General features: G+C 55.3%; 24 protein-coding genes. 15 read left to right on the top strand and 9 right to left on the bottom strand.

Annotated features, from left to right (window positions below; all coding sequences use genetic code 11):
• Positions 1–47 precede the first annotated feature (47 nt).
• Positions 48–353, bottom strand: coding sequence for a YsaB family lipoprotein (locus ECL_RS01000; RefSeq protein WP_013094969.1), 306 nt, complete (start codon positions 351–353; stop codon positions 48–50).
• A 183-nt stretch (positions 354–536) separates the two neighbouring features.
• Between ECL_RS01000 and ECL_RS00995 the strand changes: the two genes are divergently transcribed.
• A complete protein-coding gene (locus ECL_RS00995; RefSeq protein WP_013094968.1) occupies positions 537–1532 on the top strand; it encodes an acyltransferase in 996 nt (331 codons plus the stop codon).
• Here ECL_RS00995 and ECL_RS00990 read toward each other — a convergent pair.
• The 4 genes from ECL_RS00990 to xylA all read right to left on the bottom strand — a co-directional run bounded on the left by ECL_RS00990 (position 1525) and on the right by xylA (position 5924).
• Complete coding sequence (locus ECL_RS00990; protein WP_013094967.1) at positions 1525–2445, bottom strand: GlxA family transcriptional regulator; 921 nt, start codon at positions 2443–2445, stop codon at positions 1525–1527. The genes ECL_RS00995 and ECL_RS00990 overlap by 8 nt on opposite strands.
• A complete protein-coding gene (locus tag ECL_RS00985; RefSeq protein WP_013094966.1) occupies positions 2445–2984 on the bottom strand; it encodes an isochorismatase family protein in 540 nt (179 codons plus the stop codon). Before ECL_RS00985 ends, ECL_RS00990 begins: the two co-directional genes overlap by 1 nt.
• A gap of 103 nt (positions 2985–3087) precedes the next feature.
• Positions 3088–4542, bottom strand: a complete 1455-nt coding sequence (xylB, locus tag ECL_RS00980; RefSeq protein WP_013094965.1) for a xylulokinase — start codon at positions 4540–4542, stop codon at positions 3088–3090.
• 59 nt (positions 4543–4601) lie between these two features.
• Positions 4602–5924, bottom strand: a complete 1323-nt coding sequence (xylA, locus tag ECL_RS00975; RefSeq protein WP_014830210.1) for a xylose isomerase — start codon at positions 5922–5924, stop codon at positions 4602–4604.
• Between the two features lie 370 nt (positions 5925–6294).
• Between xylA and xylF the strand changes: the two genes are divergently transcribed.
• The 4 genes from xylF (at position 6295) to xylR (ending at position 11272) form a co-directional block, all read left to right on the top strand.
• Positions 6295–7287, top strand: coding sequence for a D-xylose ABC transporter substrate-binding protein (xylF, locus tag ECL_RS00970; protein ID WP_013094963.1), 993 nt, complete (start codon positions 6295–6297; stop codon positions 7285–7287).
• 72 nt (positions 7288–7359) lie between these two features.
• On the top strand, positions 7360–8901 hold the full coding sequence (locus tag ECL_RS00965) for a xylose ABC transporter ATP-binding protein (RefSeq protein ID WP_013094962.1): 1542 nt from the start codon (positions 7360–7362) through the stop codon (positions 8899–8901).
• Positions 8879–10060 (top strand): xylose ABC transporter permease XylH, encoded by a 1182-nt coding sequence (gene xylH, locus ECL_RS00960; protein ID WP_013094961.1) that lies wholly within the window; start codon positions 8879–8881, stop codon positions 10058–10060. The genes ECL_RS00965 and xylH overlap by 23 nt, the downstream gene beginning before the upstream one ends.
• A gap of 33 nt (positions 10061–10093) precedes the next feature.
• The gene (xylR, locus tag ECL_RS00955) at positions 10094–11272 is read left to right on the top strand and encodes a D-xylose utilization transcriptional activator XylR (protein WP_013094960.1); all 1179 of its coding nucleotides are present in this window, start codon (positions 10094–10096) and stop codon (positions 11270–11272) included.
• 37 nt (positions 11273–11309) lie between these two features.
• On the opposite strand, the gene ECL_RS00950 is transcribed toward xylR, so the two are convergent.
• Positions 11310–12134: a protein bax gene (locus ECL_RS00950; RefSeq protein WP_014830204.1), complete on the bottom strand. Its 825-nt coding sequence runs from the start codon at positions 12132–12134 to the stop codon at positions 11310–11312.
• 314 nt (positions 12135–12448) lie between these two features.
• Here ECL_RS00950 and ECL_RS00945 point away from each other — a divergent pair, with 314 nt between their 5' ends.
• Positions 12449–14578, top strand: coding sequence for an alpha-amylase (locus tag ECL_RS00945; protein WP_013094958.1), 2130 nt, complete (start codon positions 12449–12451; stop codon positions 14576–14578).
• Between the two features lie 94 nt (positions 14579–14672).
• Positions 14673–15929, top strand: coding sequence for a valine--pyruvate transaminase (avtA, locus tag ECL_RS00940; RefSeq protein WP_013094957.1), 1257 nt, complete (start codon positions 14673–14675; stop codon positions 15927–15929).
• A 4-nt stretch (positions 15930–15933) separates the two neighbouring features.
• Here the strand turns inward: avtA and ECL_RS00935 are convergent, their stop codons facing one another.
• Both ECL_RS00935 and yiaJ read right to left on the bottom strand, forming a co-directional pair.
• Positions 15934–16389: a 4Fe-4S dicluster domain-containing protein gene (locus ECL_RS00935; protein WP_013094956.1), complete on the bottom strand. Its 456-nt coding sequence runs from the start codon at positions 16387–16389 to the stop codon at positions 15934–15936.
• A gap of 3 nt (positions 16390–16392) precedes the next feature.
• Positions 16393–17211 (bottom strand): IclR family transcriptional regulator YiaJ, encoded by an 819-nt coding sequence (yiaJ, locus tag ECL_RS00930; RefSeq protein WP_013094955.1) that lies wholly within the window; start codon positions 17209–17211, stop codon positions 16393–16395.
• Positions 17212–17436: 225 nt separating this feature from the next.
• Here yiaJ and yiaK point away from each other — a divergent pair, with 225 nt between their 5' ends.
• The 8 genes from yiaK (at position 17437) to araD (ending at position 25200) form a co-directional block, all read left to right on the top strand.
• Positions 17437–18435, top strand: a complete 999-nt coding sequence (yiaK, locus tag ECL_RS00925) for a 3-dehydro-L-gulonate 2-dehydrogenase (RefSeq protein ID WP_013094954.1) — start codon at positions 17437–17439, stop codon at positions 18433–18435.
• 10 nt (positions 18436–18445) lie between these two features.
• The gene (locus tag ECL_RS00920; RefSeq protein ID WP_013094953.1) at positions 18446–18913 is read left to right on the top strand and encodes a YhcH/YjgK/YiaL family protein; all 468 of its coding nucleotides are present in this window, start codon (positions 18446–18448) and stop codon (positions 18911–18913) included.
• A gap of 151 nt (positions 18914–19064) precedes the next feature.
• Positions 19065–19991, top strand: a complete 927-nt coding sequence (locus ECL_RS00915; protein WP_013094952.1) for a DUF4862 family protein — start codon at positions 19065–19067, stop codon at positions 19989–19991.
• A gap of 45 nt (positions 19992–20036) precedes the next feature.
• On the top strand, positions 20037–21356 hold the full coding sequence (locus tag ECL_RS00910) for an MFS transporter (protein ID WP_013094951.1): 1320 nt from the start codon (positions 20037–20039) through the stop codon (positions 21354–21356).
• A gap of 136 nt (positions 21357–21492) precedes the next feature.
• Positions 21493–22998, top strand: coding sequence for an FGGY-family carbohydrate kinase (locus tag ECL_RS00905; RefSeq protein ID WP_013094950.1), 1506 nt, complete (start codon positions 21493–21495; stop codon positions 22996–22998).
• Positions 22995–23648 carry a 3-keto-L-gulonate-6-phosphate decarboxylase UlaD gene (ulaD, locus tag ECL_RS00900; protein ID WP_013094949.1) on the top strand — a complete coding sequence of 218 codons (654 nt, stop codon included), beginning with the start codon at positions 22995–22997 and terminating at the stop codon, positions 23646–23648. Before ECL_RS00905 ends, ulaD begins: the two co-directional genes overlap by 4 nt.
• 2 nt (positions 23649–23650) lie before the next feature.
• Positions 23651–24511 carry an L-ribulose-5-phosphate 3-epimerase gene (locus ECL_RS00895; protein ID WP_013094948.1) on the top strand — a complete coding sequence of 287 codons (861 nt, stop codon included), beginning with the start codon at positions 23651–23653 and terminating at the stop codon, positions 24509–24511.
• Entirely contained in the window at positions 24505–25200 is a 696-nt protein-coding gene (gene araD, locus ECL_RS00890) for an L-ribulose-5-phosphate 4-epimerase (protein ID WP_013094947.1), read from the top strand. Before ECL_RS00895 ends, araD begins: the two co-directional genes overlap by 7 nt.
• On the opposite strand, the gene ECL_RS00885 is transcribed toward araD, so the two are convergent.
• Positions 25201–26019, bottom strand: coding sequence for a helix-turn-helix domain-containing protein (locus ECL_RS00885; RefSeq protein ID WP_013094946.1), 819 nt, complete (start codon positions 26017–26019; stop codon positions 25201–25203).
• Between the last annotated feature and the right edge of the window lie 209 nt (positions 26020–26228).

Below are 26228 nucleotides of genomic sequence, written 5' to 3'. Positions count from 1 at the left end.
TCGAGCCAGAACGCGGCGAGCGTCTGGCTGTCGATTATGCGAGCAGATTAGCGCATGGAGAGATGTAAAAACTGGCCGTCCGCATCAAACGAGCAGACAAAGCCCTCTTTACGAGAGGTATGGCCCCGAAGCTCATAGCTGCCCTGAAAACGCTCAGAGCCGGTGACATCAATTTTCTGGGTATCCAGGTTATAGCGGTGAGCCGCCTGATCTTTACACAACTGTTCCATATTCAACGAACGTTCCGGGCTCATTTTGCCCTGCTGCGCTTTTTGCGCAGGTGCTTCCTGAGGCGTACTGCATCCGGCCAGTACCACCAGCAGAAAGAGTGACCCCACACGCTTCATCATCATTTTTATTACCGACCCGGTCAGTGGCTGTTATTTTTAGTAGCAAAGCTTTTATAGATTACGGTCTGGCATTCTGCGAATCTCGCGATGGCCAGACAAGTCCGCGTTATAAAACTCAGATTTTTCCAAGGAAAGACTTTTACACAATAGCAGTCACACTCTATTTACAGGGAAAAAGAGGAACTGATGCAGTCAAAAATTAGCTGGATTGATAATCTGCGAGGAATAGCGTGTCTGATGGTGGTGATGATCCACACGACGACCTGGTATGTTACGAACGCACACAGTATCAGCCCTGTTAACTGGGATGTCGCGAATATTCTCAACTCCGCGTCGCGTGTCAGCGTTCCGCTGTTCTTTATGATTTCCGGCTTTCTCTTTTTTGGCGAGCGTAGCGCACAACCGCGACATTTTATTCGTATCGCCGCGTGTCTCGGGTTTTATAGCGCCGTCGCGCTGATTTACATCACGCTGTTTACCTCCATTAGCCCCGGCCTGTCACTCAAATATCTGCTGCAAAAGCCGGTGTTTTACCACCTGTGGTTTTTCTTCGCCATTATCGTTATCTACCTGGTATCACCGTTGATTCAGGTAAAAAACGTCAGCGGAAAGATGCTTCTGGCGCTGATGGTGGTGATAGGAATCATCGCCAATCCGAATACCGTCTCACAGAAAATCGACGGTTTTGAGTGGCTACCGGTAAACCTCTACATCAATGGCGATACGTTTTACTACGTGCTCTACGGCATGCTGGGGCGCGCCATCGGGATGATGGATACCCAAAAGCGGGGTATCAGCTGGCTATGTGGCGCGTTGTTTATCATCGGGGTGATTATCATTTCACGCGGGACGCTGCATGAGCTGCAATGGCGCGGCAATTTTGCCGATACATGGTACCTGTACTGCGGGCCGATGGTCTTCATTTGTGCCGTTTCCCTGCTGACGCTCGTTAAAAACACCCTGAACGCGCGCCCTCTTCCCGTGCTGGGTTTTATCTCGCGGCACTCGCTGGGGATTTATGGTTTTCACGCGCTGGTGATCCACGCACTACGCACGAGAGGCGTTGAACTCAAAAGCTGGCCAGTGCTGGATATCGTCTGGATTTTCTCCGTCACACTGGTCGTGAGCCTGTTGCTGTCGATGCTGCTACAGAAGCTAGACACCCGCCGCTTCGTCAGTTAACGACGCGCTGTCGGGCCCGATGAAACTGGCGCGGGGAGGAAAACCCTGCCGCCAGTGAGGACTGCTCCACGCCGCGCCCCTGCAATAGCCACTGCTCCGCCACCGCCAGACGCAGCTGCTCCAGGTAATCGCGAACGCTTATCCCCAAATGCGTCTGGAAAAGACGGGTTAAATGGCGCGGGCTGACATGCGCCAGCGCGGCAATATCCGGCACGTTCCACGCTTTTTGCGGGTCTGCGGTGAGCGCATCCTGAGCACGATGGATAGCCGGATGAAGATGATTGCGATAGCGTAACCATGGCGATAGCTGCGGATCGTCCCCGGACCGACGGAACCAGACCACCATCTCGCGTGCCACGGCCAGCGCCTTTTCTGGCCCGCACAGACGGTTAATCATATGCAGCGCCAGGTCGATACCCGAGGTGATCCCTGCGCTGGTCCAGACATTCTCATCCTGCACGAATATCCGGTTCTCTTTGATCGTCGCCGTGGGGACGGCAGCGCGTAAACGGCCGATAACCTCATGATGCGTTGTGCACTGCCGGTTGTTCAGCAGCCCTGATTTTGCTGCCAGCAAAGCCCCTGAGCAGACGCACATCACGGTGATATCCTGACGCTGAATAGCCGGCTGCAGGCGCATCAGCCAGTGCTGGATCTGCATCGCCTGCGGCGTAGAAAACTGAACGCGGGAGTCGCTTACACCAGGCAGAACCAGCAGGCTCCCTTCCGGAAGCCTTTCCGGTAATGGCGCGATACCGCTCATCATCAAACCAATCGACGTTTGCACCTCAGGTTGCGGGCCAATGTAATGCAGACGAAACGCATCGCCTGCCAGGACAAAGGTTTCTGCCGGGCCAGTCATGTCTAATGACAACACCCCGGGCAACATAACGAACCAAACGTCGATGCGCATTACAGTGACTCCAGCGTCTCCGCTACCGTTTTAATCGCGGCAAATCGCCCTGACAGTACCGTTTCGGTACGATGACGAATTTCCGCAGCGCTAAGGGTTACGCCCTTGTACGTCATAGGAAACGTGAGCATTGCCTCGCTAACAAAGGTCACAGCATAACCCAGATCGGATGCCACCCGTGCGGTGGTTTCGCAGCACTGTTCAGTGCGAATACCGCATAGGATCAGTTGGTTGATATCACGCTCGCGCAGCCAGCGATCCAGGCCCGTATCCGTGAAGGCATTATGAACGTGTTTCTGGAAAACCACATCCGGCTGATGACGTAAAAAGGCCATCGGTTTGACATAGCCGCTTTGCAGTGAGAAAGGGCCTTTTTCATCCACATGGAAAATATCGACGACAGGAATACCGCGCGACTGGCAGCCTTCTGTCAGCCCCAGCATTGCCTGCTCAAAGGCCGGAACATCTTGCTCCTGCCAGTAATCGCGGTGATGAAAAGACTGTTGGGTATCGATGTTGATTAATGCAATACGTGACATGATGGTGCTCCTCGCCAGTGGGTATAAATACATACTGGCGAGGAAACAGGCACGCGGACAGACCAAAAAAGGACATCCTCGTGCCTCTGACAGACAATCACGCTTATGACATCAGCGGCAGCAACTGCTGATAAATTTTGCGGAACACATCGCGCCTTTCAGCATATCGCGCGTGGCGAGTTGCGTCGGGCAGATGAGCCTGTTCCAGCGTGAGCTGTGGCAACAGTTGCGAAAGCGGTTTTTCCGGGTTCATGGCTATCTGCGCCAGCCGCGCAGCACCAAGCGCCGGGCCCACATCGCCCCCGGTACGATAGTCCAGCTGCAATCCACTGATATCAGAGAGCATCTGGCGCCAGTAGCTGCTGCGTGCGCCGCCGCCGATCAGGGTGATGCTTGCTGGGTTCAGGCCGCAGTCATGGACCACGTCCATTCCATCCGCCAGCGCATAGCCCACGCCTTCCAGAACCGCACGCGCCAGTTCCGCAGGACCGTGCTGATGGGTTAAGCCAAAAAATACCCCTTTCGCTTCCGGGTTGTTGTGCGGTGTACGCTCACCGGAGAGATACGGTAAAAACCAGACGGTACCAGCGTTTTCATCCGCCTGCTGTGCTGCGGTAATCAATGCCGGAACATCGGCCATCCCGGTCAGCTTCGCCGCCCAGTCCAGGCAAGAAGCTGCACTGAGCATCACCGACATCAAATGCCATTTTCCTGGCAGCGCATGGCAAAAACTGTGCACCGCACTTTCCGGGTTGCTGCGATATCCGTCGCTGACGGCAAAATAGACGCCAGAGGTGCCGAGAGACAGCATGGCCTGGCCCGCATCAACCATGCCGACACCCACGGCGCCCGCCGCGTTATCCCCGCCGCCAGCCACCACCGGCACAGCAGGCATGTTCCAGCGTTCCGCAACGGCGGACTGTAAGGTGCCGGTAATTTCGCTGCCTTCAAAGAGTGCGGGCATATGCTCACGGGTGAGATGACAGGCATCCAGCATCGCCTCGCTCCAGTCGCGTTTCGCCACGTCGAGCCACATGGTGCCAGCGGCGTCGGACATGTCGCTGGCAAAATCCCCCGTCATGCGAAAACGCAGATAATCTTTTGGCAGTAAGACCTTCGCCACCTGACGGAAAATCTCCGGCTCATGGCGTTGCACCCAGAGAAGCTTCGGCGCGGTGAAGCCGGGCATCATCAGGTTGCCGGTGATGTCACGGGACGCAGGCACTCGCTCTTCAAGGAGCGCGCACTCTTCCGCACAGCGGCCATCGTTCCAGAGGATCGCAGGGCGCAACACACGATGCTGGCTGTCCAGCAGCGTAGCGCCGTGCATCTGTCCGGCGATACCCAGCGCGGTGACCTCACGCAAACTGTGCTGGGCACCTAACCCCTTGATTGCGCGATCCGTCGCTTGCCACCACTGCTCCGGATCCTGTTCCGACCATAACGGATGCGGACGCGAAACCTGCAGTTTTTCAGTCTGCGTTGCCAACACGTCACCCTGCTCGCTTAAGAGGATGGCTTTCACACCCGATGTGCCAAGATCAATCCCGATATACATTGTGGTGGCTCCTTTGACAGAAATGCCCGGTGGCGCTTCCGCTTACCGGGCCTACGTTTTTACTTGTCGAACAAATAGTGATTAACCAGATTTTCCAGCAGTTCCTGGTGTCCGCTCTGGTGCTGTGGCGCCAGCTGATGTTGTTCAGCGTACTTCGCGATTTCCGCAAGCGATAACTGGCCTTTCAAAATTTGCTGGCCCAGCTCACTGTTCCAGCCGCTATAACGCTTCGCGACACGTTTATCCAGCTCACCGTCTTCAATCATGCGCGCAGCGACTTTCAGCGCCAGCGCCATGGTATCCATCGCGCCGATGTGGCCGTAGAACAGATCGTATTTATCGGTGCTCTGACGACGCACTTTGGCGTCAAAGTTCAGGCCGCCGGTAGTGAAACCACCCGCTTTGATGATTTCATACATCACCAGCGCATTCTCTTCCACGCTGTTCGGGAACTGGTCGGTATCCCAGCCCAGCTGCGCATCACCACGGTTAGCATCGACCGAGCCGAAGATGCCCAGCGCAATGGCAGACGCAATTTCGTGATGGAAAGAGTGACCCGCCAGGGTGGCATGGTTGGCTTCAATGTTAACTTTAATCTCTTTTTCCAGGCCGAACTGCTTCAGGAAGCCGTACACGGTCGCGACGTCGTAATCGTACTGGTGCTTGGTTGGTTCCTGTGGCTTCGGTTCAATCAGCAGCGTGCCGCGGAAACCGATTTTATGCTTATGCTCAACCACCATCTGCATGAAGCGGCCAATCTGCTCGCGCTCCTGACGCAGATCGGTATTCAGCAGGGTTTCATAACCCTCACGGCCGCCCCACAGAACATAGTTCTCGCCGCCCAACTGATGCGTGGCGTTCATTGCGGTCACGACCTGCGTGGCCGCCCAGCTAAATACTTCTGGATCCGGGTTTGTTGCTGCCCCGGCACCATAGCGAGGGTTCGTGAAGCAGTTGGCCGTGCCCCACAGCAGCTTCACACCACTTTGCTGCTGCTTCGCCGCCAGCACATCCACCATCTGCGCAAAGTTGTTCAGGTACTCTTTCAGCGATGCGCCTTCCGGCGACACATCCACGTCATGGAAGCAGTAATACGGCACGTTCAGCTTGTGGAAGAATTCAAATGCCACATCCGCTTTGCGTTTCGCCAGCTCGATAGCCTCTCCCGGCTGTTGCCACGGACGGTCAAAGGAACCCACACCGAACATATCGGCGCCGTTCCAGCAGAAGGTATGCCAGTAACAGGCGGCAAAGCGCAGATGATCTTCCATGCGCTTACCCAGCACCAGCTCATCCGGGTTGTAGTGACGAAATGCTAAAGGATTGGTCGTTTTCGGGCCTTCGTAACGAACACGATCGAGTTGGTCGAAATAAGCTTGCATATTGAGCTCCATAATCAGGGTATGCGGCGAGTCGTTGATACAGGAGTAATAGTGAATAGACATTTTGGGTTGCTCAATTACGTTATTTCACACTGCTATTGAGAGAATGCGCAACTGTGCGCTGGCTCGCAAAATAATGCGCAAGCAAACTATTTTTCGGCGCAGATTCCATAATCAAATGTAATTAAGACCTTACGTATTTTAAAATCCGATCGCGGTCATAAATTCAGAAATAAACCAAATATCGTAATGAGAAGATAAAAATCTGTAATTGCCAGCCCGCCTTTCCGCGTTAAAAATTTGCTGCGTCTAAGCAGTGAATGTTTCTTTTATCTCAGCAACACATACCCCTACAAAAGGCCTAATAATTATGAAGATAAAGAACCTGACCCTAACGCTCTGCACTACTCTCCTCCTTGCAAGCTTTGCAGGACATGCCAAAGAGGTCAAAATTGGCATGGCGATTGACGACCTGCGTCTGGAGCGCTGGCAAAAAGATCGCGATATTTTTGTTAAAAAAGCGGAATCACTTGGCGCAAGTGTGTTTGTGCAGTCTGCAAATGGCAACGAAGAAACGCAGATGTCGCAAATTGAGAATATGATTAACCGTGGCGTTGATGTACTGGTCATTATCCCTTATAACGGCCAGGTATTAAGTAACGTCGTGAAAGAAGCGAAGCAAGAAGGGATTAAAGTTCTGGCGTATGATCGCATGATTAATAATGCGGACATTGATTATTATATTTCGTTCGACAATGAAAAAGTGGGTGAACTGCAGGCAAAAAGCCTGGTCGATAAAGTGCCGCAGGGCAATTATTTCCTGATGGGCGGCTCACCGGTGGATAACAACGCCAAACTGTTCCGTGAAGGCCAGATGAAAGTCCTCAAGCCGTATATCGACAGCGGCAAGATTAAAGTGGTTGGCGATCAGTGGGCGGACGGCTGGTTGCCTGAAAACGCGCTGAAAATTATGGAAAACGCGCTAACCGCGAATAACAACAAAATTGATGCCGTCGTCGCCTCCAACGACGCCACCGCCGGGGGTGCCATTCAGGCGCTGAGCGCGCAGGGGCTGGCCGGGAAAGTGGCCATTTCAGGCCAAGATGCGGATCTCGCCGGTGTAAAACGCATCATTGCGGGCACCCAGACCATGACGGTGTATAAGCCCATCACTGAACTGGCCAACACGGCTGCAGAGATCGCCGTAGAGCTGGGGAACGGTAAACAACCGAAAGCCGACGCGACGCTGAACAACGGTCTGAAAGATGTGCCGGCACGCCTGCTCACGCCAATTGAAGTCAATAAAGAGAACATTGACGCCACCGTTATCAAAGACGGTTTCCACAAGAAGAGTGAACTGTAATCCAGCGCAGCCCCTGCCCTGCGGGGGCGCATCGACTTGTACTGTTTTTACCTCGGGTCATGTGGAGCAGTTATGCCTTATTTACTTGAAATGAAGAGCATCACCAAGCGTTTTGGCGCGGTGAAAGCGGTCGATAACGTGAGCCTGCGGCTAAATCCTGGTGAAGTGGTTTCGCTCTGCGGCGAAAACGGTTCGGGTAAGTCGACGCTGATGAAAGTGTTGTGCGGGATCTATCCGCATGGCAGCTACGAAGGTGAAATTGTCTTTGCCGGCGAGGTCATTCAGGCCACCCACATTCGCGATACTGAACGTAAGGGTATCGCCATCATTCACCAGGAGCTGGCGCTGGTGAAGCATCTCACCGTGCTGGAGAACATTTTCCTCGGGGCCGAAATTTCGCGCCACGGCGTGCTGGATTACGACACCATGACGCTACGCTGTGAAAAACTGCTGGCGCAGGTCAGTCTGGCCATTTCGCCGGATACCCGCGTGGGAGACCTGGGCCTGGGGCAGCAACAGCTGGTTGAAATCGCTAAGGCGCTGAACAAACAGGTCAGGCTGCTGATCCTCGACGAACCCACAGCCTCTCTCACCGAACAGGAAACGGCCGTCCTGCTGGATATCATCCGCGATCTGCAAAATCACGGTATCGCCTGCATCTACATTTCTCACAAACTCAACGAGGTCAAAGCCATTTCGGACACCATCTGCGTGATCCGCGATGGTCAACACATCGGCACACGCGAAGCCGAAGGCATGAGCGAGGATGACATCATCACCATGATGGTGGGCCGCGAACTGACGGCGCTCTACCCGAATGAACCTCACACAACGGGTGATGAAGTGTTACGCGTAGAAAACCTGACAGCGTGGCACCCGGTAAATCGCCATATCAAACGCGTAAACAACATCTCCTTTTCCCTGCACCGGGGTGAAATTCTCGGTGTTGCCGGGCTCGTCGGCGCCGGACGTACTGAAGCCGTGCAGTGCCTGTTCGGCGTCTGGCCAGGGCGCTGGGAAGGCACGGTTTATATTGATGGCAAGCCGGTGAAAATCGACAACTGCCAGCAGGCAATTGCCCACGGAATTGCCATGGTGCCGGAAGACCGCAAAAAAGACGGCATCGTGCCGGTAATGGCGGTGGGTAAAAACATCACGCTCGCGGCACTCGATCAGTTCTCCGGCGCGCTGAGCAGCCTTGATGATGCCGCAGAGCAGCAGTGCATTTTGCAATCTCTCGCCCGCCTCAAAGTGAAAACATCCTCACCGGAACTGGCCATTGGACGCCTGAGCGGAGGCAACCAGCAAAAAGCCATTCTGGCGCGCTGTCTGCTCCTCAATCCACGCATCTTGATCCTGGATGAGCCGACGCGCGGCATTGATATCGGTGCGAAGTACGAAATCTACAAACTGATTAATCAGCTTGTACAGCAAGGGATCGCCGTCATTGTCATCTCCTCTGAATTACCCGAAGTGCTCGGCCTGAGCGACCGTGTGCTGGTCATGCACGAGGGCAAACTGAAAGCCAATCTGATTAACCAGAACCTGACGCAGGAGCAGGTGATGGAAGCCGCTTTAAGGAGCGAACGTCATGTCGAAAAGCAATCCGTCTGATATCAAAGTCGCTGTTCAGACGCCCGGCGCATTCGCGGGGTTAAAAGCGCTGAACCTGCAGGTATTCGTGATGATCGCGGCAATTATCGCCATCATGCTGTTTTTTACCTGGATGACCGATGGCTCCTACCTGAGCGCGCGTAACGTCTCTAACCTGCTGCGCCAGACTGCCATCACCGGCATTCTGGCCGTGGGCATGGTCTTCGTCATTATTTCGGCGGAAATCGACCTGTCGGTGGGGTCGATGATGGGCCTGCTCGGCGGCGTCGCGGCCATTTTTGACGTCTGGCTCGGCTGGCCGCTGCCGCTGACCGTGGCGGTGACGCTGGTATTAGGTCTGGTGCTGGGTGCCTGGAACGGCTGGTGGGTTGCCTACCGGAAGGTCCCGTCGTTCATTGTTACTCTGGCAGGAATGCTGGCCTTCCGCGGCGTATTGATTGGCATCACCAACGGCACCACCGTCTCTCCCACCAGCGCCGCCATGTCGCAGATTGGTCAGAGCTACCTCTCCGACAGCATGGGCTTTACCATCGGCGTGGTCGGGCTGCTGGCGTTCGTGGTCTGGCAGTGGCGTGGCCGTATGCGCCGTCAGTCGCTGGGGCTGGCCTCCTCCCCATCAACATCCGTGGTGGGACGTCAGGCACTGACTGCGGTGATCGTGCTCGGCGCGATTTGGCTCCTGAATGACTATCGCGGCGTGCCTACGCCAGTTCTCCTGCTGGCCCTCCTGCTGCTGGGCGGCATGTTTATGGCCACGCGCACCGCGTTTGGCCGCCGTATTTACGCCATCGGCGGTAACCTTGAGGCCGCCCGTCTGTCAGGCATTAACGTAGAGCGCACCAAACTGGCGGTCTTTGCCATCAACGGCCTGATGGTTGCTATCGCCGGGTTGATCCTCAGCTCGCGTCTCGGAGCGGGTTCCCCGTCTGCCGGAAACATTGCCGAGCTGGATGCTATCGCCGCCTGCGTCATTGGCGGTACCAGCCTCGCAGGCGGTGTCGGCAGCGTGGCGGGCGCGGTGATGGGGGCATTTATCATGGCTTCGTTGGATAACGGGATGAGTATGATGGACGTCCCGACGTTTTGGCAGTATATCGTCAAGGGGGCCATTCTTTTGCTGGCAGTCTGGATGGACTCTGCCACCAAGCGGCGTACCTGATAACCGTATTGTGACTTATTTGGGAAGCGAGCCATGTTTGAAAAGCGTCACCGCATTACGTTGTTATTCAATGCCAACAAAGCTTACGACCGACAGGTGGTAGAGGGCGTTGGTGAATATTTGCAGGCGTCGCAATCTGAGTGGGATATCTTTATCAAAGAGGATTTCCGCACCCGACTCGAGAACATCAAAGACTGGCTGGGCGATGGCGTCATCGCTGACTATGACGACCCGGTCATTGAGCAGTTACTGACTGACGTCGACGTCCCGATTGTGGGCGTCGGCGGCTCTTACCATTCGCCCGAACACTATCCTCCCGTCCACTATATCGCCACCGATAACCATGCGCTGGTCGAAAGCGCGTTTCTGCATTTAAAGGAGAAAGGCGTCCATCGCTTTGCGTTCTATGGTTTACCAGCCTCCAGCGGCAAACGCTGGGCCGTTGAGCGCGAACACGCCTTTTGTCAGCTAGTCGCCCAGGAGAAGTACCGCGGCGTGGTCTATCAGGGGCTGGAAACCGCGCCGGAAAACTGGCAGCACGCGCAAAACCGTCTGGCTGACTGGCTGCAGACGCTGCCGCCGCAAACCGGCATTATTGCCGTGACGGACGCCCGTGCGCGCCATGTATTGCAGGTCTGCGAACATTTGCACATTCCGGTGCCGGAGAAACTGTGCGTGATTGGCATCGATAACGAAGAGCTTACCCGCTACCTTTCTCGCGTGGCCCTTTCCTCAGTGGCGCAGGGCACCCGACAGATGGGGTATCAGGCCGCAAAATTACTGCATCGTCTGCTGGATAACGAATCCCTGCCGCTTCAGCGCCTGCTGGTTCCCCCGGTTCGCGTGGTAGAACGTCGCTCAACGGATTACCGCTCCTTAAACGACCCGGCAGTCATTCAGGCGATGCACTTTATCCGCAACCACGCCTGCAAAGGTATCAAGGTCGATCAGGTGCTGGATTCGGTGGGTATTTCCCGTTCAAATCTGGAGAAGCGTTTTAAAGAGGAAGTGGGCGAAACCATTCATGCGGTCATTCACGCAGAGAAGCTGGAGAAAGCGCGCAGTTTGCTCATCTCCACGTCGCTGTCGATCAACGAAATCTCGCAGATGTGCGGCTACCCGTCGCTGCAGTATTTTTATTCGGTGTTTCGTAAAGAGTATGACAACACGCCGAAAGAGTATCGGGAACGCCACAGCGAAGTCATGATGTAGAAAAGAAAACGCCTTCCAGTTGAAGGCGTTATTGGGATTACATATGGGCGGCGATAAGTCGCTGGTTATCCTGGTACATCGCAAACAGATAGTTGTTATAGCGCTGACCTTGGGTGGAATAACCTTTCAGCTTGTGGATCATCGTACTGGCCGTTACTTCCTGATCCGCTTTACGCAGCTGTGCGCGTGACTTACGGAACGACGAGTAGGCCGGATGGGTGTTCAGGTTTACCACATAGGCATTTACTGAGTCTTTCACCGATTCAAACTGCGAGTAGCCCTTCACCTTGCCCGGCGCATTTTTACAACGCCCCTTCACACACTTCATGCCGAAGAGGTTGTTGTTGTTGCGCGCCAGCTTCGAGGTGCCCCAGCCACTTTCGGCTGCAGCCATTGTCGCAACCATGCTGCCCGGGATGATGTCGACACGCTCAAGGAGCGAGTTCCACGGCACACGACGGGTGTTACCGTTCCAGCTTACCTTGTAGCGCTTTGCGATATCTTTCAGGCGCGCGCGCTCGGACGGCGTCCAGCGGCTATCGTACTGTTTGGCGATCAACCAGTTACGATCTGCCGTAATCGCGGCGTTTTGACTTGTGATGTAAGGCATTACTGTCCGGAGAAACGCTTTTTTCCTTGGTGTTCCGGAAGGGTATTTTCGCAAATCAGGAAGTGAACTACTCTTTGCACTATTGCGAGAATACTCTTGTTTACTGCTAACCTTACTGCTTGTCGTCTTTATTACGTGGGCTTTCTTACTCGTTGTATCCGTGTGCGTCTTTGCAAGCACCCCACCCGAAAATGTCGTGGTGAGTAACATGAGTATCGCGGCCCCATATCGTCGAATGGGAGTCGATATCATTAGGTCTCCTGGTCGGATATAAACATTCCAACACCTTATTTTTTTCACAAATTTGAGAGCGGAATCTCAAATCATATCAAAAATAGACTTCAAGAGCACGTATAGAAATAGTCCAATTCCGAAACTATGTCACCTGAAACGTGCTCACTTAAGCATCAATTCTGAAAATTTGTGTGCGATCTCGCAGATAACTACCTAATTTTGCGCGGGATCACTCATCCTCTCGCGTCATCCTTGTAGAAAGCGCCGGGGGATGAGTTTTTACGCCTCACCTGATGGCACACTGGTCAAAAATGCCGCGACAGGAAGATGGAATGAAACGCACCGCCGTAGCTTTTCTGATGTTACCCGCACTGGCACACGCTGACTGGTCATCGCCGGGATTTAACGCGTTCAGCGCCGAAGGCACCGGAATGTTCACCAGCCAGGCAAAGCTTGCGAAGGGTACGCGTCCTTTAACAGTGAGTTTTGACAACACGTGCTGGCAGCCAACAGAAGCGATAAAACTCAACGAGATGCTGTCGCTCAAACCGTGTGACGGCACGCCGCCGCAGTGGCGTCTGTTCCGCGACGGAGAATACCAGATGCGTGTCGATACCCGTTCCGGCACGCCAACCCTGATGCTGACCATCAAGAGCGCAGCAGAACAACCGGTGGCAAACGTTATCCGCCAGTGCCCAAAATGGGATGGAAAACCCCTGACGCTGGAGGTGGGAAACACCTTCCCGGAAGGCTCCGTGGTGCGAGATTTCTACAGCAAACAAACCGCGACGGTGCAGCAGGGAAAAATTACCCTTCAGCCTGCCGCCAACAGCAACGGCCTGCTGCTGCTTGAGCGCGCCGAAACCGACAAACCCGCGCCGTTTAGCTGGCAAAACGCTACGGTCTATTTCGTGCTGACCGACCGCTTCGTGAATGGTGACCCCACGAATGACAATAGCTATGGCCGCCACAAAGACGGCATGCAGGAGATTGGCACTTTCCACGGCGGCGATCTGAAAGGGCTTGCGAGCAAGCTTGATTATCTGCAGCAACTGGGGGTAAACGCGCTCTGGATAAGCTCCCCGCTTGAGCAGATCCATGGCTGGGTCGGCGGTGGCACCAAAGGCGATTTCCCCCACTACGCCTACCATGGTTACTACACGCAGGACTGGACCAGGCTTGATGCCAACATGGGCACCGAAGATGATTTACGTCATCTCGTCGATGAAGCGCACAAGCGCGGCATCCGCATTCTGTTCGATATCGTCATGAACCATGTGGGCTACGCAACGCTTGCCGACATGCAGGAGTACCAGTTTGGCGCACTCTATCTGCAAGGTGATGAGCTGAAGAAAACGCTGGGTGCACGCTGGACCGACTGGAAGCCGGGCACGGGACAAAGCTGGCACAGCTTTAATGATTACATCAACTTCAGCGATAAAGCCGCATGGGAAAAATGGTGGGGTAATAAATGGATCCGCACCGATATTGGCGATTACGACAACCCGGGCTTTGACGACCTGACCATGTCACTGGCGTTTTTACCCGACCTGAAAACGGAATCCACCACGCCGTCCGGTTTGCCAAACTTTTATCAGCACAAGCCCGATACCCAGGCAAAAGCTATCCCGGGATACACCCCGCGCGATTACCTGACCCACTGGCTCAGCCAGTGGGTACGCGAGTATGGCATTGACGGTTTCCGTGTTGATACGGCAAAACACGTGGAACTGGCGGCCTGGCAGCAGTTGAAGGACCAGGCAAGCCAGGCGCTGGCGGCCTGGAAAGGTGCTCACCCGGACAAAAAACTCGACAATGCGCCGTTCTGGATGACGGGTGAATCCTGGGGCCACGGGGTCATGCAGAGCGATTATTACCGCCACGGCTTCGATGCGATGATTAACTTCGATTATCAGGAGCAGGCGGCAAAAGCGGTGAACTGCCTGGCCGATATCGATCTGACCTGGCAGCAGATGGCGGAAAAACTGCAAAGCTTTAACGTCCTGAGCTATCTCTCTTCGCATGACACCCGCCTGTTCCGCGAAGGGGGCCAGCGCGCGGCAGAACTGCTGCTGTTAGCGCCAGGCAGCGTACAAATCTATTATGGGGATGAATCAGAGCGTCCGTTCGGGCCGACGGGTTCCGACCCTCTGCAGGGAACACGCTCGGATATGAACTGGCAGGATGTGACGGGCAAACAGGCGTTAACCGTCGCCCACTGGCAAACGCTGGGTCAGTTCCGCGCCCGCCATCCGGCGATAGGTGAAGGCAAGCAAACCACGCTTTCGCTGAAAGAGGGGTATGGATTCGTACGTGAACATGATGGCGATAAGGTCATGGTCGTCTGGGCGGGAACCAATAGCCCCCTCATCGCGGTTTTCTCCCTCTCCCACGGGGAGAGGGCCGGGGTGAGGGGCACTCATCAGAACTATTCACTACAAAAATCCACACCCGCCACATAAAACCACAAATCCGACCACACCAGCCGATTTGCACCCGCACGGTGCTAGCGTTATGGTTACCCACTTTCAAAACAAGCTCGACAGATCACCTGCTATGACGTTTTCACTTTTCGGCGACAAATTTACCCGCCATTCAGGCATTACCCGCCTGATGGAGGACCTCAACGACGGGCTGCGCACACCGGGCGCCATCATGCTCGGCGGCGGAAACCCGGCTCAAATCCCGGAGATGAATACCTATTTCCAGACGCTGCTCGCTCAGATGCTGGAAAACGGCAAAGCAACCGATGCGCTTTGCAATTACGATGGCCCTCAGGGTAAAACCGAACTGCTGAAACTCCTCGCCGACATGCTGCGTGAAGAGCTGGGTTGGGATATCGAACCGCAGAATATTGCACTGACAAACGGCAGTCAGAGCGCGTTTTTCTACTTGTTTAACCTTTTCGCAGGACGTCGCGCCGACGGCACCACCAAAAAAGTATTGTTCCCGCTGGCACCGGAGTATATCGGCTACGCCGATTCCGGTCTGGAAGAGGATCTGTTCGTCTCCGCGCGCCCGAACATTGAGCTGCTGCCGGAAGGTCAGTTCAAATACCACGTCGATTTTGAACATCTGCACATTGGTGAAGAGACGGGCATGATCTGCGTATCACGTCCAACCAACCCAACGGGCAACGTCATCACCGACGACGAGCTGATGAAACTGGATGCGCTGGCAAATCAGCATGGCATCCCGCTGGTGATCGATAACGCCTATGGCGTGCCGTTCCCGGGCATTATCTTCAGCGAAGCACGTCCGCTGTGGAACCCGAACATCGTCCTGTGTATGAGCCTCTCCAAGCTCGGCCTGCCGGGCAGCCGCTGCGGGATCATCGTCGCCAATGAAAAAATCATCACCGCCATTACCAACATGAACGGCATTATCAGCCTTTCTCCTGGCGGTATTGGCCCGGCGATGATGTGCGAAATGATTAAACGCAACGATCTGCTGCGCCTGTCTAATGACGTGATTAAGCCGTTCTATTATCAGCGCGTTCAGGAGACGATTGCCATACTTCGCCGCTATTTACCGGAAGAACGCTGCCTGATCCACAAACCTGAAGGGGCGATTTTCCTGTGGTTGTGGTTTAAAGATCTGCCGATCACCACCGAGCTGCTTTACCAGCGCCTGAAGAAGCGAGGCGTATTGATGGTGCCGGGTGATTACTTCTTCCCGGGGCTGGACAAGCCGTGGCCGCATACGCATCAATGTATGCGCATGAACTACGTGCCCGATCCGGAAAAAATCGAAGCCGGGGTGAAAATTCTCGCCGAAGAGATCGAATTCGCCTGGCGCGAAGACGTCCAGTAAGAACCTACGCCAGATGACGCAACCGCTCGGTGCGTAATCTGGCGGGATCGACACAGCTCAGCGCGTGGGTCGGACAGGCTTCCACACAGGCCGGTCCGTCCGCGCGATGCGCGCATAAATCGCATTTCAGCGCCTGAAGCGTATCTCCTGCCCACTGCACCTGCATCGCCCCAAACGGGCACGCCACCATACAGCGTTTACACCCAATACACCGCGCCTGCTCAACCTGCCAGGCTCCCTCGCCACGGCGAATCGCCTGCGTTGGACAGACATTCGCGCAAGGGGCATCTTCACACTGATGGCAACCCACCGCCGTGGTGAAAGCGTCCCCTTTGACTACCCGAATGCGGGGCGTAAAGGCGTCTGTTGAGATGGCGTCCTGATGCGACACGACACACGCCACTTCGCAGGTGCGACAGCCGATGCATTTTGCCGAATCCGCCATGATGAACCGGTTCATCTGTTATCCCTCGCGCACGTTAAAACCCAGCTCTCTGGAGATCGCGTCCGCCGTTTCACGCAGAGGAGTAAGCAGATTTTTTTCGCCAATCTGCTTCATGCGGGAGGTCGACAGCGAAATTGAGATCGCATACGGCACGCGGCCATGAATATCAAACACCGGCACCGCGATACAGGAGACCCCCAGCTCGTTCTCTTCTTTATCCATCGCCATGCTGTGCTCGCGGATTTCCGCCAGCTCGTCATACATCGCGCTCAGTTCAGTGATGGTGTTGCGGGTCAGCGGCTGGATCTGATCCTGGTGGCTTTCCCAGTAGCTCGCCACATAGTCCTGGTGACCGAATGCCATGTAGATCTTGCCCATTGCCGAGCAGTAAAGCGGCATGTGCTGGCCGATATAGGCGCGCGTGCGCAGCATACCGGTGGTCGGCTCAAGCTTATAAATCAGGATCGCGTGATCGTCTTCGCGGCTGGAGAAGTTCACCGTCTCGCCGGTGGCGATATTCAGCGACTCAAGATGCGGAGCAGCCACGTGGATGATATTCAGCGACGACAGCGCCTTTTGCCCGACGGCGATAAATTTGGTGGTCAGGCGATAGCTGCCCGCCGCCGGTGCCGGGGTGACGTACCCGCACGACTGCAATCCCTGCAGTAACCGGTGCACGGTGCTCTTATTCAGCCCGGCCAGTTCCGATAAATGGGCCAGAGGACAGCCGTTCGGATAGTTACTGAGGATCTCAATCAGCATCAGACCGCGAAACAAGCTCTGGCTACCTGCTGGCCTCTCTTTTTCTTGCGTCATGTCGCTCTCTTTCATGCTCATCCCATGGCTCCTTTTTATCGCGCCCTGATGGTAGCGCAAAGTGTGGTTCAGTTCACGATCTCAACAGAAAAAACACAACCAGTTGATTTTAATCGATTTTGAAAATCATGAATGTCGTTGATCTGGCAAAATTTGATCGCTATATTTGAAATCAGATTTCGTATAGTGAAATTTAGCGATAAAAAAGCACTCGCACTTGCCCCTACGAAGAACAGGAGAACAGGGATGAAAGTGACATTCGAAGAGTTGAAAGCAGCGTTCAATCGGGTTCTGCTCGATCGCGGTGTAAAAGCAGAAACGGCGGATGCCTGCGCGGAGATGTTTGCCCGCACCACGGAATCTGGCGTCTATTCCCACGGTGTGAACCGCTTCCCGCGTTTTATTCAGCAACTGGACGCGGGCGACATCATTCCTGATGCCCAGCCAAAACGGGTGACCACATTAGGGGCCATCGAACAGTGGGATGCCCAACGCGCCATCGGTAACCTGACGGCGAAAAAAATGATGGATCGCGCCACCGAACTGGCCTCCGATCACGGTATCGGTCTGGTTGCGCTGCGTAACGCTAACCACTGGATGCGCGGAGGGAGCTACGGCTGGCAAGCCGCAGAGAAGGGCTACATCGGGATCTGCTGGACCAACTCTATTGCGGTCATGCCCGCGTGGGGGTCAAAAGAATGTTGCATCGGCACCAACCCGCTGATCGTGGCGATCCCCTCCTCCCCAATCACCATGGTCGATATGTCGATGTCAATGTTCTCCTACGGCATGCTGGAAGTGAACCGACTGGCCGGACGCACGTTACCGGTCGACGGCGGATTCGACGACGAGGGCAATCTGACCAAAGAGCCTGGCGTGATTGAGAAAAATCGCCGTATTCTGCCGATGGGCTACTGGAAAGGTTCCGGCTTATCGATTGTGCTCGACATGATCGCCACCCTGCTCTCTAACGGCTCCTCCGTGGCGGAAGTTACCCAGGACAACAGCGACGAGTATGGCGTGTCGCAGATCTTTATCGCCATCGAGGTCGACCGCCTGATCGACGGCCCAACCCGCGATGCCAAACTGCAGCGTATTATGGACTTCATCACCACCGCCGAGCGGGCAGACGAAAACGTCGCTGTCCGTCTGCCGGGGCATGAATTTACGCGACTGCTTGAAGAGAACCGCCGCAACGGCATCACCATTGACGACAGCGTGTGGGCGAAAATCCAGGCGCTGTAAGGAGTGGGCCATGATATTCGGACATATTTCACAGCCAAATCCGTGTCGCCTGCCGCGGGCGATTGAAAAAGCATTAGATTTTCTGCGTACCACGGATTTCAGCATGCTAAAGCCGGGTGTCGTTGAAATTGAGGGGCGCAACCTCTTTGCCCAGATCCTCGACCTGACCACCAAAGAGCCGCATGAGAATCGCCCCGAAGTGCATCGCCACTATCTTGATATTCAATTTCTGGCGTGGGGTGAAGAAAAAATCGGTATTGCTATCGATACCGGCAATAACAACATCAGCGAATCATTACTGGAACAACGGGATATTATTTTTTATCACAACAGTGAAAATGAATCGTTCATTGAAATGGTACCTGGCAGTTATGCCATATTTTTCCCGCAGGATGTACACCGTCCTGCCTGTATTAAAAACAAGGAAACCGCAATTCGTAAAATTGTAGTGAAAGTGGCACTCAGCGAATTAGATTAATTTTCTGATATACCCTAAATAATTCGAGTTGCAGGAAGGCGGCAAGAGAGTGAATCTCCAGGAGCTTACATAAGTAAGTGACTGGGGTGAACGAGCGCAGCCAACGCACATGCAACTTGAAGTATGACGGGTATAAATACAGGAACGCGAAATGACCAATACCGGTTTTATTATTGGTGCGTACCCCTGCGCACCCTCGTTTCACCAGAAAGGGGAACAAGAAGAACAAACCTTCTGGCGGGAACTTTCTGACACGCCACACATTCGCGGGCTGGAACAACCCTGCCTTGAACATCTCCATCCATATGGGGATGAATGGCTGTTCCGCCATACGCCGGGTGAATGGCAAATCGTGGTGACCGCCGTGATGGAAACCATGCGCCGCCGCGGCACAAACGGTGCGTTTGGCCTGGCCTCCGCTGATGAAGATCAGCGTAAAGCCAGCGTCGAATTTTACCGCCATCTGTGCCAGAAAATTGCTGCCGTTAACGCCCGTTTTCCTGGAAAGGTGATCGCTCTGGAAATGCAGGCCGCACCGCAGGCGGGCAATGCTTCAGTCGAGCAGGCTATCGAGGCGTTCGCCCGTTCCATTCGTGAAATCGCGGGCTGGGACTGGTCCTGCGATCTGGTGCTTGAACACTGCGATGCCATGACCGGTCCCGCACCGCGTAAGGGATTTTTACCCTTAGAGCAGGTGCTGGAGGTGATAAAAGAGACGGATATCAGCATCTGTATTAACTGGGCGCGCTCAGCCATTGAAGGGCGCAACACCACGCTTCCGGTTGAGCACGTTCAGACCGCCCTTCAGGCCGGAAAACTGGCCGCGCTGATGTTCTCCGGCACCACCATCCGCGGAGAGTACGGTGAATGGCAGGATCTGCACGCACCGTTTTCATCGTACTGTGCCGACAGTTTGATGACCACTGAACATGCAAAAGCACTCTTTACTGCGGCGAGCGCCGCAACATTGAAATTTTCCGGTATTAAATTACTGGAAATAAATGCTAATGCTGATATCAGCCATCGCATCGCTATTTTGCGCGACGGCATTAGCCAAATGAAAAAAGCAACGCAATAACAATAAAAAAATCTTATTCCGGTTACCTACACTGAGATATTAAATATGAATACGTCTACTCAAGCTCTACATGCGGACATTCCGCGCCAGCGCTGGCTAAGAATTATTCCCCCGATTCTTATCGCCTGCATTATTTCTTATATGGACCGTGTGAATATTGCTTTTGCCATGCCCGGCGGTATGGATGAAGAGTTAGGTATTTCTGCCACCATGGCAGGCCTGGCGGGTGGGATCTTCTTTATTGGTTATCTGTTTTTGCAGGTGCCTGGCGGCAAGATTGCCGTTCATGGCAGCGGGAAGAAATTTATCGGCTGGTCGCTGGTCGCCTGGGCGGTGATTTCGGTCCTGACCGGGCTCGTCACCAGCCAGTATCAACTGCTGGTGCTGCGTTTTTTACTCGGGGTAGCAGAAGGCGGGATGCTGCCGGTTGTGCTGACGATGATCAGTAACTGGTTCCCTGACGCTGAACGCGGTCGTGCCAATGCGATTGTAATTATGTTCGTCCCCATTGCCGGGATCATCACCGCGCCCCTGTCGGGCTGGATTATTACCGCACTCGACTGGCGCTGGCTGTTCATCATTGAAGGGCTGATGTCCATCGTTGTGCTGGTGCTGTGGGCCTTCACGGTGTACGACCGCCCGCAGGAAGCACGCTGGATTTCTGAAGCGGAAAAAAATTATCTGGTCAAAACCCTGGCCGCAGAACAGCAGGCCATTGCCGGTAAAGAGGTGAAAAACGCCTCGCTGAGCGCGGTGCTGTCCGACAAAACCATGTGGCAGCTGATTGCCCTGAACTTCTTCTACCAGACCGGCATTTACGGTTACACCCTCTGGCTACCCACCATTCTCAAAGAGCTCACGCACACCAGCATCGGCCAGGTAGGCGTGCTCGCGATCCTGCCTTATATCGGGGCCATTGCGGGTATGTTCCTCTTCTCTTCGCTCTCTGACCGTACCGGTAAGCGCAAACTGTTTGTCTCCCTGCCGCTGATTGGTTTTGCGCTCTGCATGTTCCTCTCCGTGGCGCTGAAAGAGCATACCTGGCTGGCCTACGCCGCACTGGTGGGGTGTGGGTTCTTCCTGCAGTCGGCGGCGGGCGTGTTCTGGACCATTCCGGCACGCCTGTTCAGCGCGGAGATGGCAGGCGGTGCGCGGGGTGTGATTAACGCCCTGGGTAACCTCGGCGGGTTCTGTGGCCCTTATGCGGTCGGCGTGCTGATCACCTTGTACAGCAAAGATGCGGGCGTTTACTGCCTGGCGGTGTCACTGGCACTGGCCTCTCTGCTGGCCCTGCTTCTACCGGCGAAGTGCGATGCTGGTGCGGAGCCTAACCCTACGGTGAACTCGCATAAGCGTGCGGCCTGATGCCCTCACCCCAGCCCTCTCCCACAGGGAGAGGGAGCAAGACGAGAACCCCAGTCCTCTCCCACAGGGAGAGGGAGCAAGACGAGAACCACCGCCCTCTCCCACGGGGAGAGGGAGCAAGACGAGTGAGTCAAAGATGAGTGAAAAAGAACCCTTCTGGCTGGGTATCGATTGTGGCGGTACTTATCTGAAAGCCGGTTTATATACCCGCGAGGGCAAAGAGGTCTGTATTGAACGCCGCACGGTTGCCACGCTCAGCCCGCGAGCAGGCTATGCGGAGCGGGACATGAACCAGCTGTGGCAGCAGTGTCACACCACCGTCGCTCTTCTGCTCAACAACGCCCGGGTTAGCGGCGAGCAGATCAAAGGCGTGGGTATTTCAGCGCAGGGCAAGGGGCTGTTTCTTCTCGATAAACAGGATCGTCCTCTGGGCAATGCGATGCTCTCCTCAGACCGTCGGGCACTGGACATCGTGCAGCGCTGGCAGCAGGACGGTATTCCCGAAAAACTCTATCCGCATACACGACAGACACTCTGGACCGGGCATCCGGCCTCTCTTCTGCGCTGGGTCAAAGAGAATGAGCCACAACGCTATCAGCAGATTGGCTGCGTGATGATGGCACACGACTACCTGCGCTGGTGCCTCACCGGCGTAAAAGGCTGCGAAGAGAGCAACATCTCTGAATCCAATCTCTACAACATGAACACCGGCCAGTACGATCCGCAGCTCACGCGCTGGCTGGGTATCAGTGAAATCGACAACGCTCTGCCACCCGTTGTCGGTTCAGCAGAAATCTGCGGGGAAATCACCGCTCAGGCTGCCGCACTTACCGGTCTCGCGACGGGAACCCCCGTCGTTGGTGGGCTGTTTGATGTGGTTTCCACCGCGATCTGTGCCGGACTGCACGACGAACATACGCTGAACGCCGTCATGGGCACCTGGGCCGTCACCAGCGGGATTGCCAATGCGCTTCGGGACAACGAACCGCATCCCTATGTCTATGGGCGTTACGTCCACCCGCAGCAGTACATCGTCCACGAAGCCAGCCCCACCTCTTCCGGCAACCTTGAGTGGTTGACCGCCCAGTGGGGAGAAATGTCTTTCAGTGAGATCAACCGCGCCGTGGCCAGCCTGCCGAAAGCCGAAAGCGATCTGTTATTTCTGCCGTTTCTCTATGGCAGCAACGCCGGGCTGGAGATGACGAGCGGTTTCTACGGCATGCAGGCGCTGCATACTCGCGCGCATCTTTTACAGGCAGTTTACGAAGGCGTGGTGTTCAGCCATATGACCCATCTAAACCGCATGCTCGAACGCTTTACCTACGTACAGGCACTGCGCGTCACCGGCGGCCCGACCCACTCTGACGTATGGATGCAGATGCTGGCGGATGTCAGCGGTCTGGCAATTGCGCTCCCGCAGGTGGAAGAGACTGGCTGTTCCGGCGCGGCGCTGGCCGCCCTGGTCGGCACCGGCGTTTATCCCGATTTTTACGCAGCGCAGCACGCGCTCAGACACGACATTCGGGTCATTGAACCCGACATGCACGCCCATGCGGCCTATCAGCGCAAGTATCAGCGCTACCAGTTACTGATTTCAGCACTACAGGGTTATCACGCCCGTGTTAAGGAGCACGACCTATGAGCCGACCATTACTGCAGCTGGCGCTCGACCACACCTCACTTCAGGCTGCCCAGCGCGATGTCGCCAGGCTTTCCGATCACGTCGATATTATCGAAGCGGGCACCATTTTATGTCTGACCGAAGGGCTTAACGCCGTGCGTGCGCTGCGCGAGCAGTGTCCAGGGAAAACCCTCGTGGCGGACTGGAAGGTGGCCGATGCCGGAGAAACGCTGGCAGAGCAGGCGTTTGGCGCAGGCGCGAACTGGATGACCATCATCTGCGCTGCGCCGCTGGCCACGGTTGAAAAAGGTCACGCAGTGGCGCTGCGCTGCGGTGGGGAAATTCAGATGGAGCTGTTTGGCTACTGGACGCTGGACGATGCCCGCGCCTGGCACCGCATCGGCGTGAAGCAGGCCATCTACCATCGGGGACGCGACGCGCAGGCCAGCGGCCAGCAGTGGGGTGAGGCAGATCTCGCCCGAATGAAAGCGCTCTCCGACATCGGTTTGCAGCTTTCCGTCACCGGCGGCATCACCCCGGCCGACCTGCCGCTGTTTAAGCAGATCAACGTCAAAGCCTTTATCGCCGGTCGCGCACTGGCAGACGCTGCCAATCCACCGCAGGTGGCCGAGGCCTTCCATTCGCAAATCCGTGACATCTGGGGAGCGTAATCATGCGTCAGCATCCGTTAGGTATTTACGAAAAAGCGCTGCCGAAATCCCTCACCTGGCCGGAGCGCCTGGTGCTGGCAAAAAGCTGTGGCTTTGATTTTGTTGAAATGTCGGTAGATGAAACGGACGAACGCCTGTCGCGCCTGGCGTGGAGCACCACACAGCGTGCATCGCTGGTGGAAGCGATGCTGGAGACCGGTGTGTCGATCCCCTCCATGTGCCTGTCTGCCCACCGCCGCTTCCCGTTTGGCAGTCGGGATGAAACCGTGCGCGCCCGCGCCCGCGAGATCATGTCCAGCGCCATTAAACTGGCGCGTGATTTGGGTATTCGCACCATCCAGCTGGCCGGGTATGACGTGTATTACGAAGAGCATGATGAAGGCACCCGGCAACGCTTCGCCGAAGGGCTGGCATGGGCGGTCGAGCAGGCCGCCGCCGCGCAGGTGATGGTGGCCGTTGAGATCATGGACACCGCGTTTATGAACTCCATCAGCAAATGGAAAAAGTGGGACGAGATGCTGGCCTCGCCGTGGTTTAGCGTTTACCCGGATGTCGGCAACCTCAGCGCGTGGGGTAACAATGTGGCCGCCGAACTGACGCTGGGCATTGACCGCATCGCGGCAATTCACCTGAAAGATACCCAGCCCGTCACGGCACAAAGCCCAGGACAGTTCCGCGACGTGCCGTTTGGCGAGGGCTGCGTCGATTTCGTTGGCGTGTTTAATACGCTCAATAAGCTGAACTACCGCGGCGCGTTTCTGATTGAAATGTGGACCGAAAAAGCAAAAGAGCCGGTGCTGGAGATTATCCAGGCGCGCCGCTGGATTGAAGCCCGTATGCAGGAAGGAGGCATGACATGTTAGAACAACTCAAAGCCGAGGTGCTGGCAGCCAACCTGGCACTGCCCGCCCACCAGCTGGTGACCTTCACCTGGGGTAACGTCAGCGCGGTGGATCGCGACAGCGGTCTGATGGTGATCAAACCGTCCGGCGTGGAGTATGACGTGATGACGGCGGATGATATGGTGGTGGTGAATATCGCCACCGGTGAGGTGGTCGAGGGCAGCATGAAACCGTCGTCAGACACGCCTACCCATCTTGCGCTGTACCGTCGCTACCCGGAAATTGGCGGCATCGTCCATACCCATTCCCGCCATGCCACCATCTGGTCTCAGGCAGGTCAGGATCTGCCCGCATGGGGCACGACGCACGCGGACTACTTCTACGGCGCGATCCCCTGCACGCGGCGGATGACCACGGCGGAGATCGCAGGAGACTACGAGTATCAGACCGGTGAAGTGATCATCAAAACCTTTGAAGAGCGCGACATCAGCCCCATGCAGATCCCGGCAGTGCTGGTGCACTCCCACGGACCGTTTGCCTGGGGTAAAGATGCCGCCGATGCGGTACACAACGCCGTGGTGCTGGAAGAGTGCGCGTACATGGGCCTGTTTTCGCGCCAGCTTGCGCCGCAGCTTCCGGTTATGCAGCAGGAACTGCTCGACAAACATTATCTGCGTAAGCACGGTGCGCATGCCTATTACGGGCAGTGATCAACCGGAATTAATGTGTTCTTTACAGTACCGCCGTTTCCAGACGGCGGGCGTTAACCCGGTATGCTTCGAAAATATCTGCCGGAAATACCCCACGTCGTTAAAACCGCAGCGGGTGGCCACTTCCGTTAATGACGCTGAGTCATTCAGCAGCATTTTTTCTGCCGCCCTGACGCGCTGGCGATGAATCGCCTCCGTCAGGGTTAAATGAAATGTCCGACGAAACACGCGCCCCAGGTAATCGGCATTACAGTGCAGCGATTTTGCCAGCAGCGAGGTGGAGAGCGGTAAATGAAACTGCGTGCGAATAAGCTGTTTTGCCTTCCAGGCCAGTGCTGCACCGGCCTCATCGGGGCGGTCCTCATACCCTGCTGAGAGGGATATTTTCTGCAAAATCAGTAGTAAAAGCATTTCCAGCGCCACGCTGCGCTGTAATTTTTCCTGCTCGCTGAGGAACTGGCGAAAAAGCGCAATCACCGACGGGACATCCCTCACGCAGCAATGTTGTTCAATGGTCAGCGGAGAAGCCTCCGGCAAAGCGGAAGGCCCAGGTTTCACCTCAAAATGCAGCCAGTAAAATCGCAGATCGGCCGGAAAATCTTCTGTACCCACATGCCGCCGCTTCGGCCAGAGCAATAAACTCTCCCCCGCCTTCACCTCAAAAAGACGGTTCTCCTCCTGGATCGTTAATGTCCCCTTTTCGACGAAAATGATTTCCCACGACGTTAATTTACGCGCCGGGTGGCGACCCACGCCCCGCGAAATAAACAATCCGCCGTTTTGCACTTTAATCGGAAGCACTATGGATAATTCGAGCATGGATATTCACCATTCCGCTTTTATTGCCGCATTTAATTGACTTATCCATTGATTATTAACAATTAACATTATAGCTGCCCGATCAAACTCACACTTTCTTCATCAGGTCGGAATCGTCATCTTTTTATACTTTTCCCTTCCCTTGTTGCCCTTTGCGTTCAGTGCAGAATGAATGAGGTACCTTGCACAAATACGATAAAAATCGATTA

The sequence above is a fragment of the Enterobacter cloacae subsp. cloacae ATCC 13047 genome, assembly GCF_000025565.1.
GTDB classification, from domain to species: domain Bacteria; phylum Pseudomonadota; class Gammaproteobacteria; order Enterobacterales; family Enterobacteriaceae; genus Enterobacter; species Enterobacter cloacae.
This window is presented reverse-complemented; position numbering and strand designations above follow the sequence as displayed.

What these genes read in the sequence shown, in the direction of transcription:
- araD (WP_013094947.1), top strand. Translation starts at nt 24,505, where the DNA reads ATGTTAGAACAACTCAAAGCCGAGGTGCTGGCAGCCAACCTGGCACTG.
- ECL_RS00895 (WP_013094948.1), top strand. Translation starts at nt 23,651, where the DNA reads ATGCGTCAGCATCCGTTAGGTATTTACGAAAAAGCGCTGCCGAAATCC.
- ECL_RS00950 (WP_014830204.1), bottom strand. Translation starts at nt 12,134, where the DNA reads ATGATATCGACTCCCATTCGACGATATGGGGCCGCGATACTCATGTTA.
- ECL_RS01000 (WP_013094969.1), bottom strand. Translation starts at nt 353, where the DNA reads ATGATGATGAAGCGTGTGGGGTCACTCTTTCTGCTGGTGGTACTGGCC.
- ECL_RS00935 (WP_013094956.1), bottom strand. Translation starts at nt 16,389, where the DNA reads ATGAACCGGTTCATCATGGCGGATTCGGCAAAATGCATCGGCTGTCGC.
- xylF (WP_013094963.1), top strand. Translation starts at nt 6,295, where the DNA reads ATGAAGATAAAGAACCTGACCCTAACGCTCTGCACTACTCTCCTCCTT.
- xylR (WP_013094960.1), top strand. Translation starts at nt 10,094, where the DNA reads ATGTTTGAAAAGCGTCACCGCATTACGTTGTTATTCAATGCCAACAAA.
- xylA (WP_014830210.1), bottom strand. Translation starts at nt 5,924, where the DNA reads ATGCAAGCTTATTTCGACCAACTCGATCGTGTTCGTTACGAAGGCCCG.
- ECL_RS00990 (WP_013094967.1), bottom strand. Translation starts at nt 2,445, where the DNA reads ATGCGCATCGACGTTTGGTTCGTTATGTTGCCCGGGGTGTTGTCATTA.
- ECL_RS00945 (WP_013094958.1), top strand. Translation starts at nt 12,449, where the DNA reads ATGAAACGCACCGCCGTAGCTTTTCTGATGTTACCCGCACTGGCACAC.
- xylB (WP_013094965.1), bottom strand. Translation starts at nt 4,542, where the DNA reads ATGTATATCGGGATTGATCTTGGCACATCGGGTGTGAAAGCCATCCTC.
- avtA (WP_013094957.1), top strand. Translation starts at nt 14,673, where the DNA reads ATGACGTTTTCACTTTTCGGCGACAAATTTACCCGCCATTCAGGCATT.
- ulaD (WP_013094949.1), top strand. Translation starts at nt 22,995, where the DNA reads ATGAGCCGACCATTACTGCAGCTGGCGCTCGACCACACCTCACTTCAG.
- yiaK (WP_013094954.1), top strand. Translation starts at nt 17,437, where the DNA reads ATGAAAGTGACATTCGAAGAGTTGAAAGCAGCGTTCAATCGGGTTCTG.
- ECL_RS00995 (WP_013094968.1), top strand. Translation starts at nt 537, where the DNA reads ATGCAGTCAAAAATTAGCTGGATTGATAATCTGCGAGGAATAGCGTGT.
- xylH (WP_013094961.1), top strand. Translation starts at nt 8,879, where the DNA reads ATGTCGAAAAGCAATCCGTCTGATATCAAAGTCGCTGTTCAGACGCCC.
- ECL_RS00910 (WP_013094951.1), top strand. Translation starts at nt 20,037, where the DNA reads ATGAATACGTCTACTCAAGCTCTACATGCGGACATTCCGCGCCAGCGC.
- ECL_RS00905 (WP_013094950.1), top strand. Translation starts at nt 21,493, where the DNA reads ATGAGTGAAAAAGAACCCTTCTGGCTGGGTATCGATTGTGGCGGTACT.
- ECL_RS00885 (WP_013094946.1), bottom strand. Translation starts at nt 26,019, where the DNA reads ATGCTCGAATTATCCATAGTGCTTCCGATTAAAGTGCAAAACGGCGGA.
- ECL_RS00985 (WP_013094966.1), bottom strand. Translation starts at nt 2,984, where the DNA reads ATGTCACGTATTGCATTAATCAACATCGATACCCAACAGTCTTTTCAT.
- yiaJ (WP_013094955.1), bottom strand. Translation starts at nt 17,211, where the DNA reads ATGAGCATGAAAGAGAGCGACATGACGCAAGAAAAAGAGAGGCCAGCA.
- ECL_RS00965 (WP_013094962.1), top strand. Translation starts at nt 7,360, where the DNA reads ATGCCTTATTTACTTGAAATGAAGAGCATCACCAAGCGTTTTGGCGCG.
- ECL_RS00915 (WP_013094952.1), top strand. Translation starts at nt 19,065, where the DNA reads ATGACCAATACCGGTTTTATTATTGGTGCGTACCCCTGCGCACCCTCG.
- ECL_RS00920 (WP_013094953.1), top strand. Translation starts at nt 18,446, where the DNA reads ATGATATTCGGACATATTTCACAGCCAAATCCGTGTCGCCTGCCGCGG.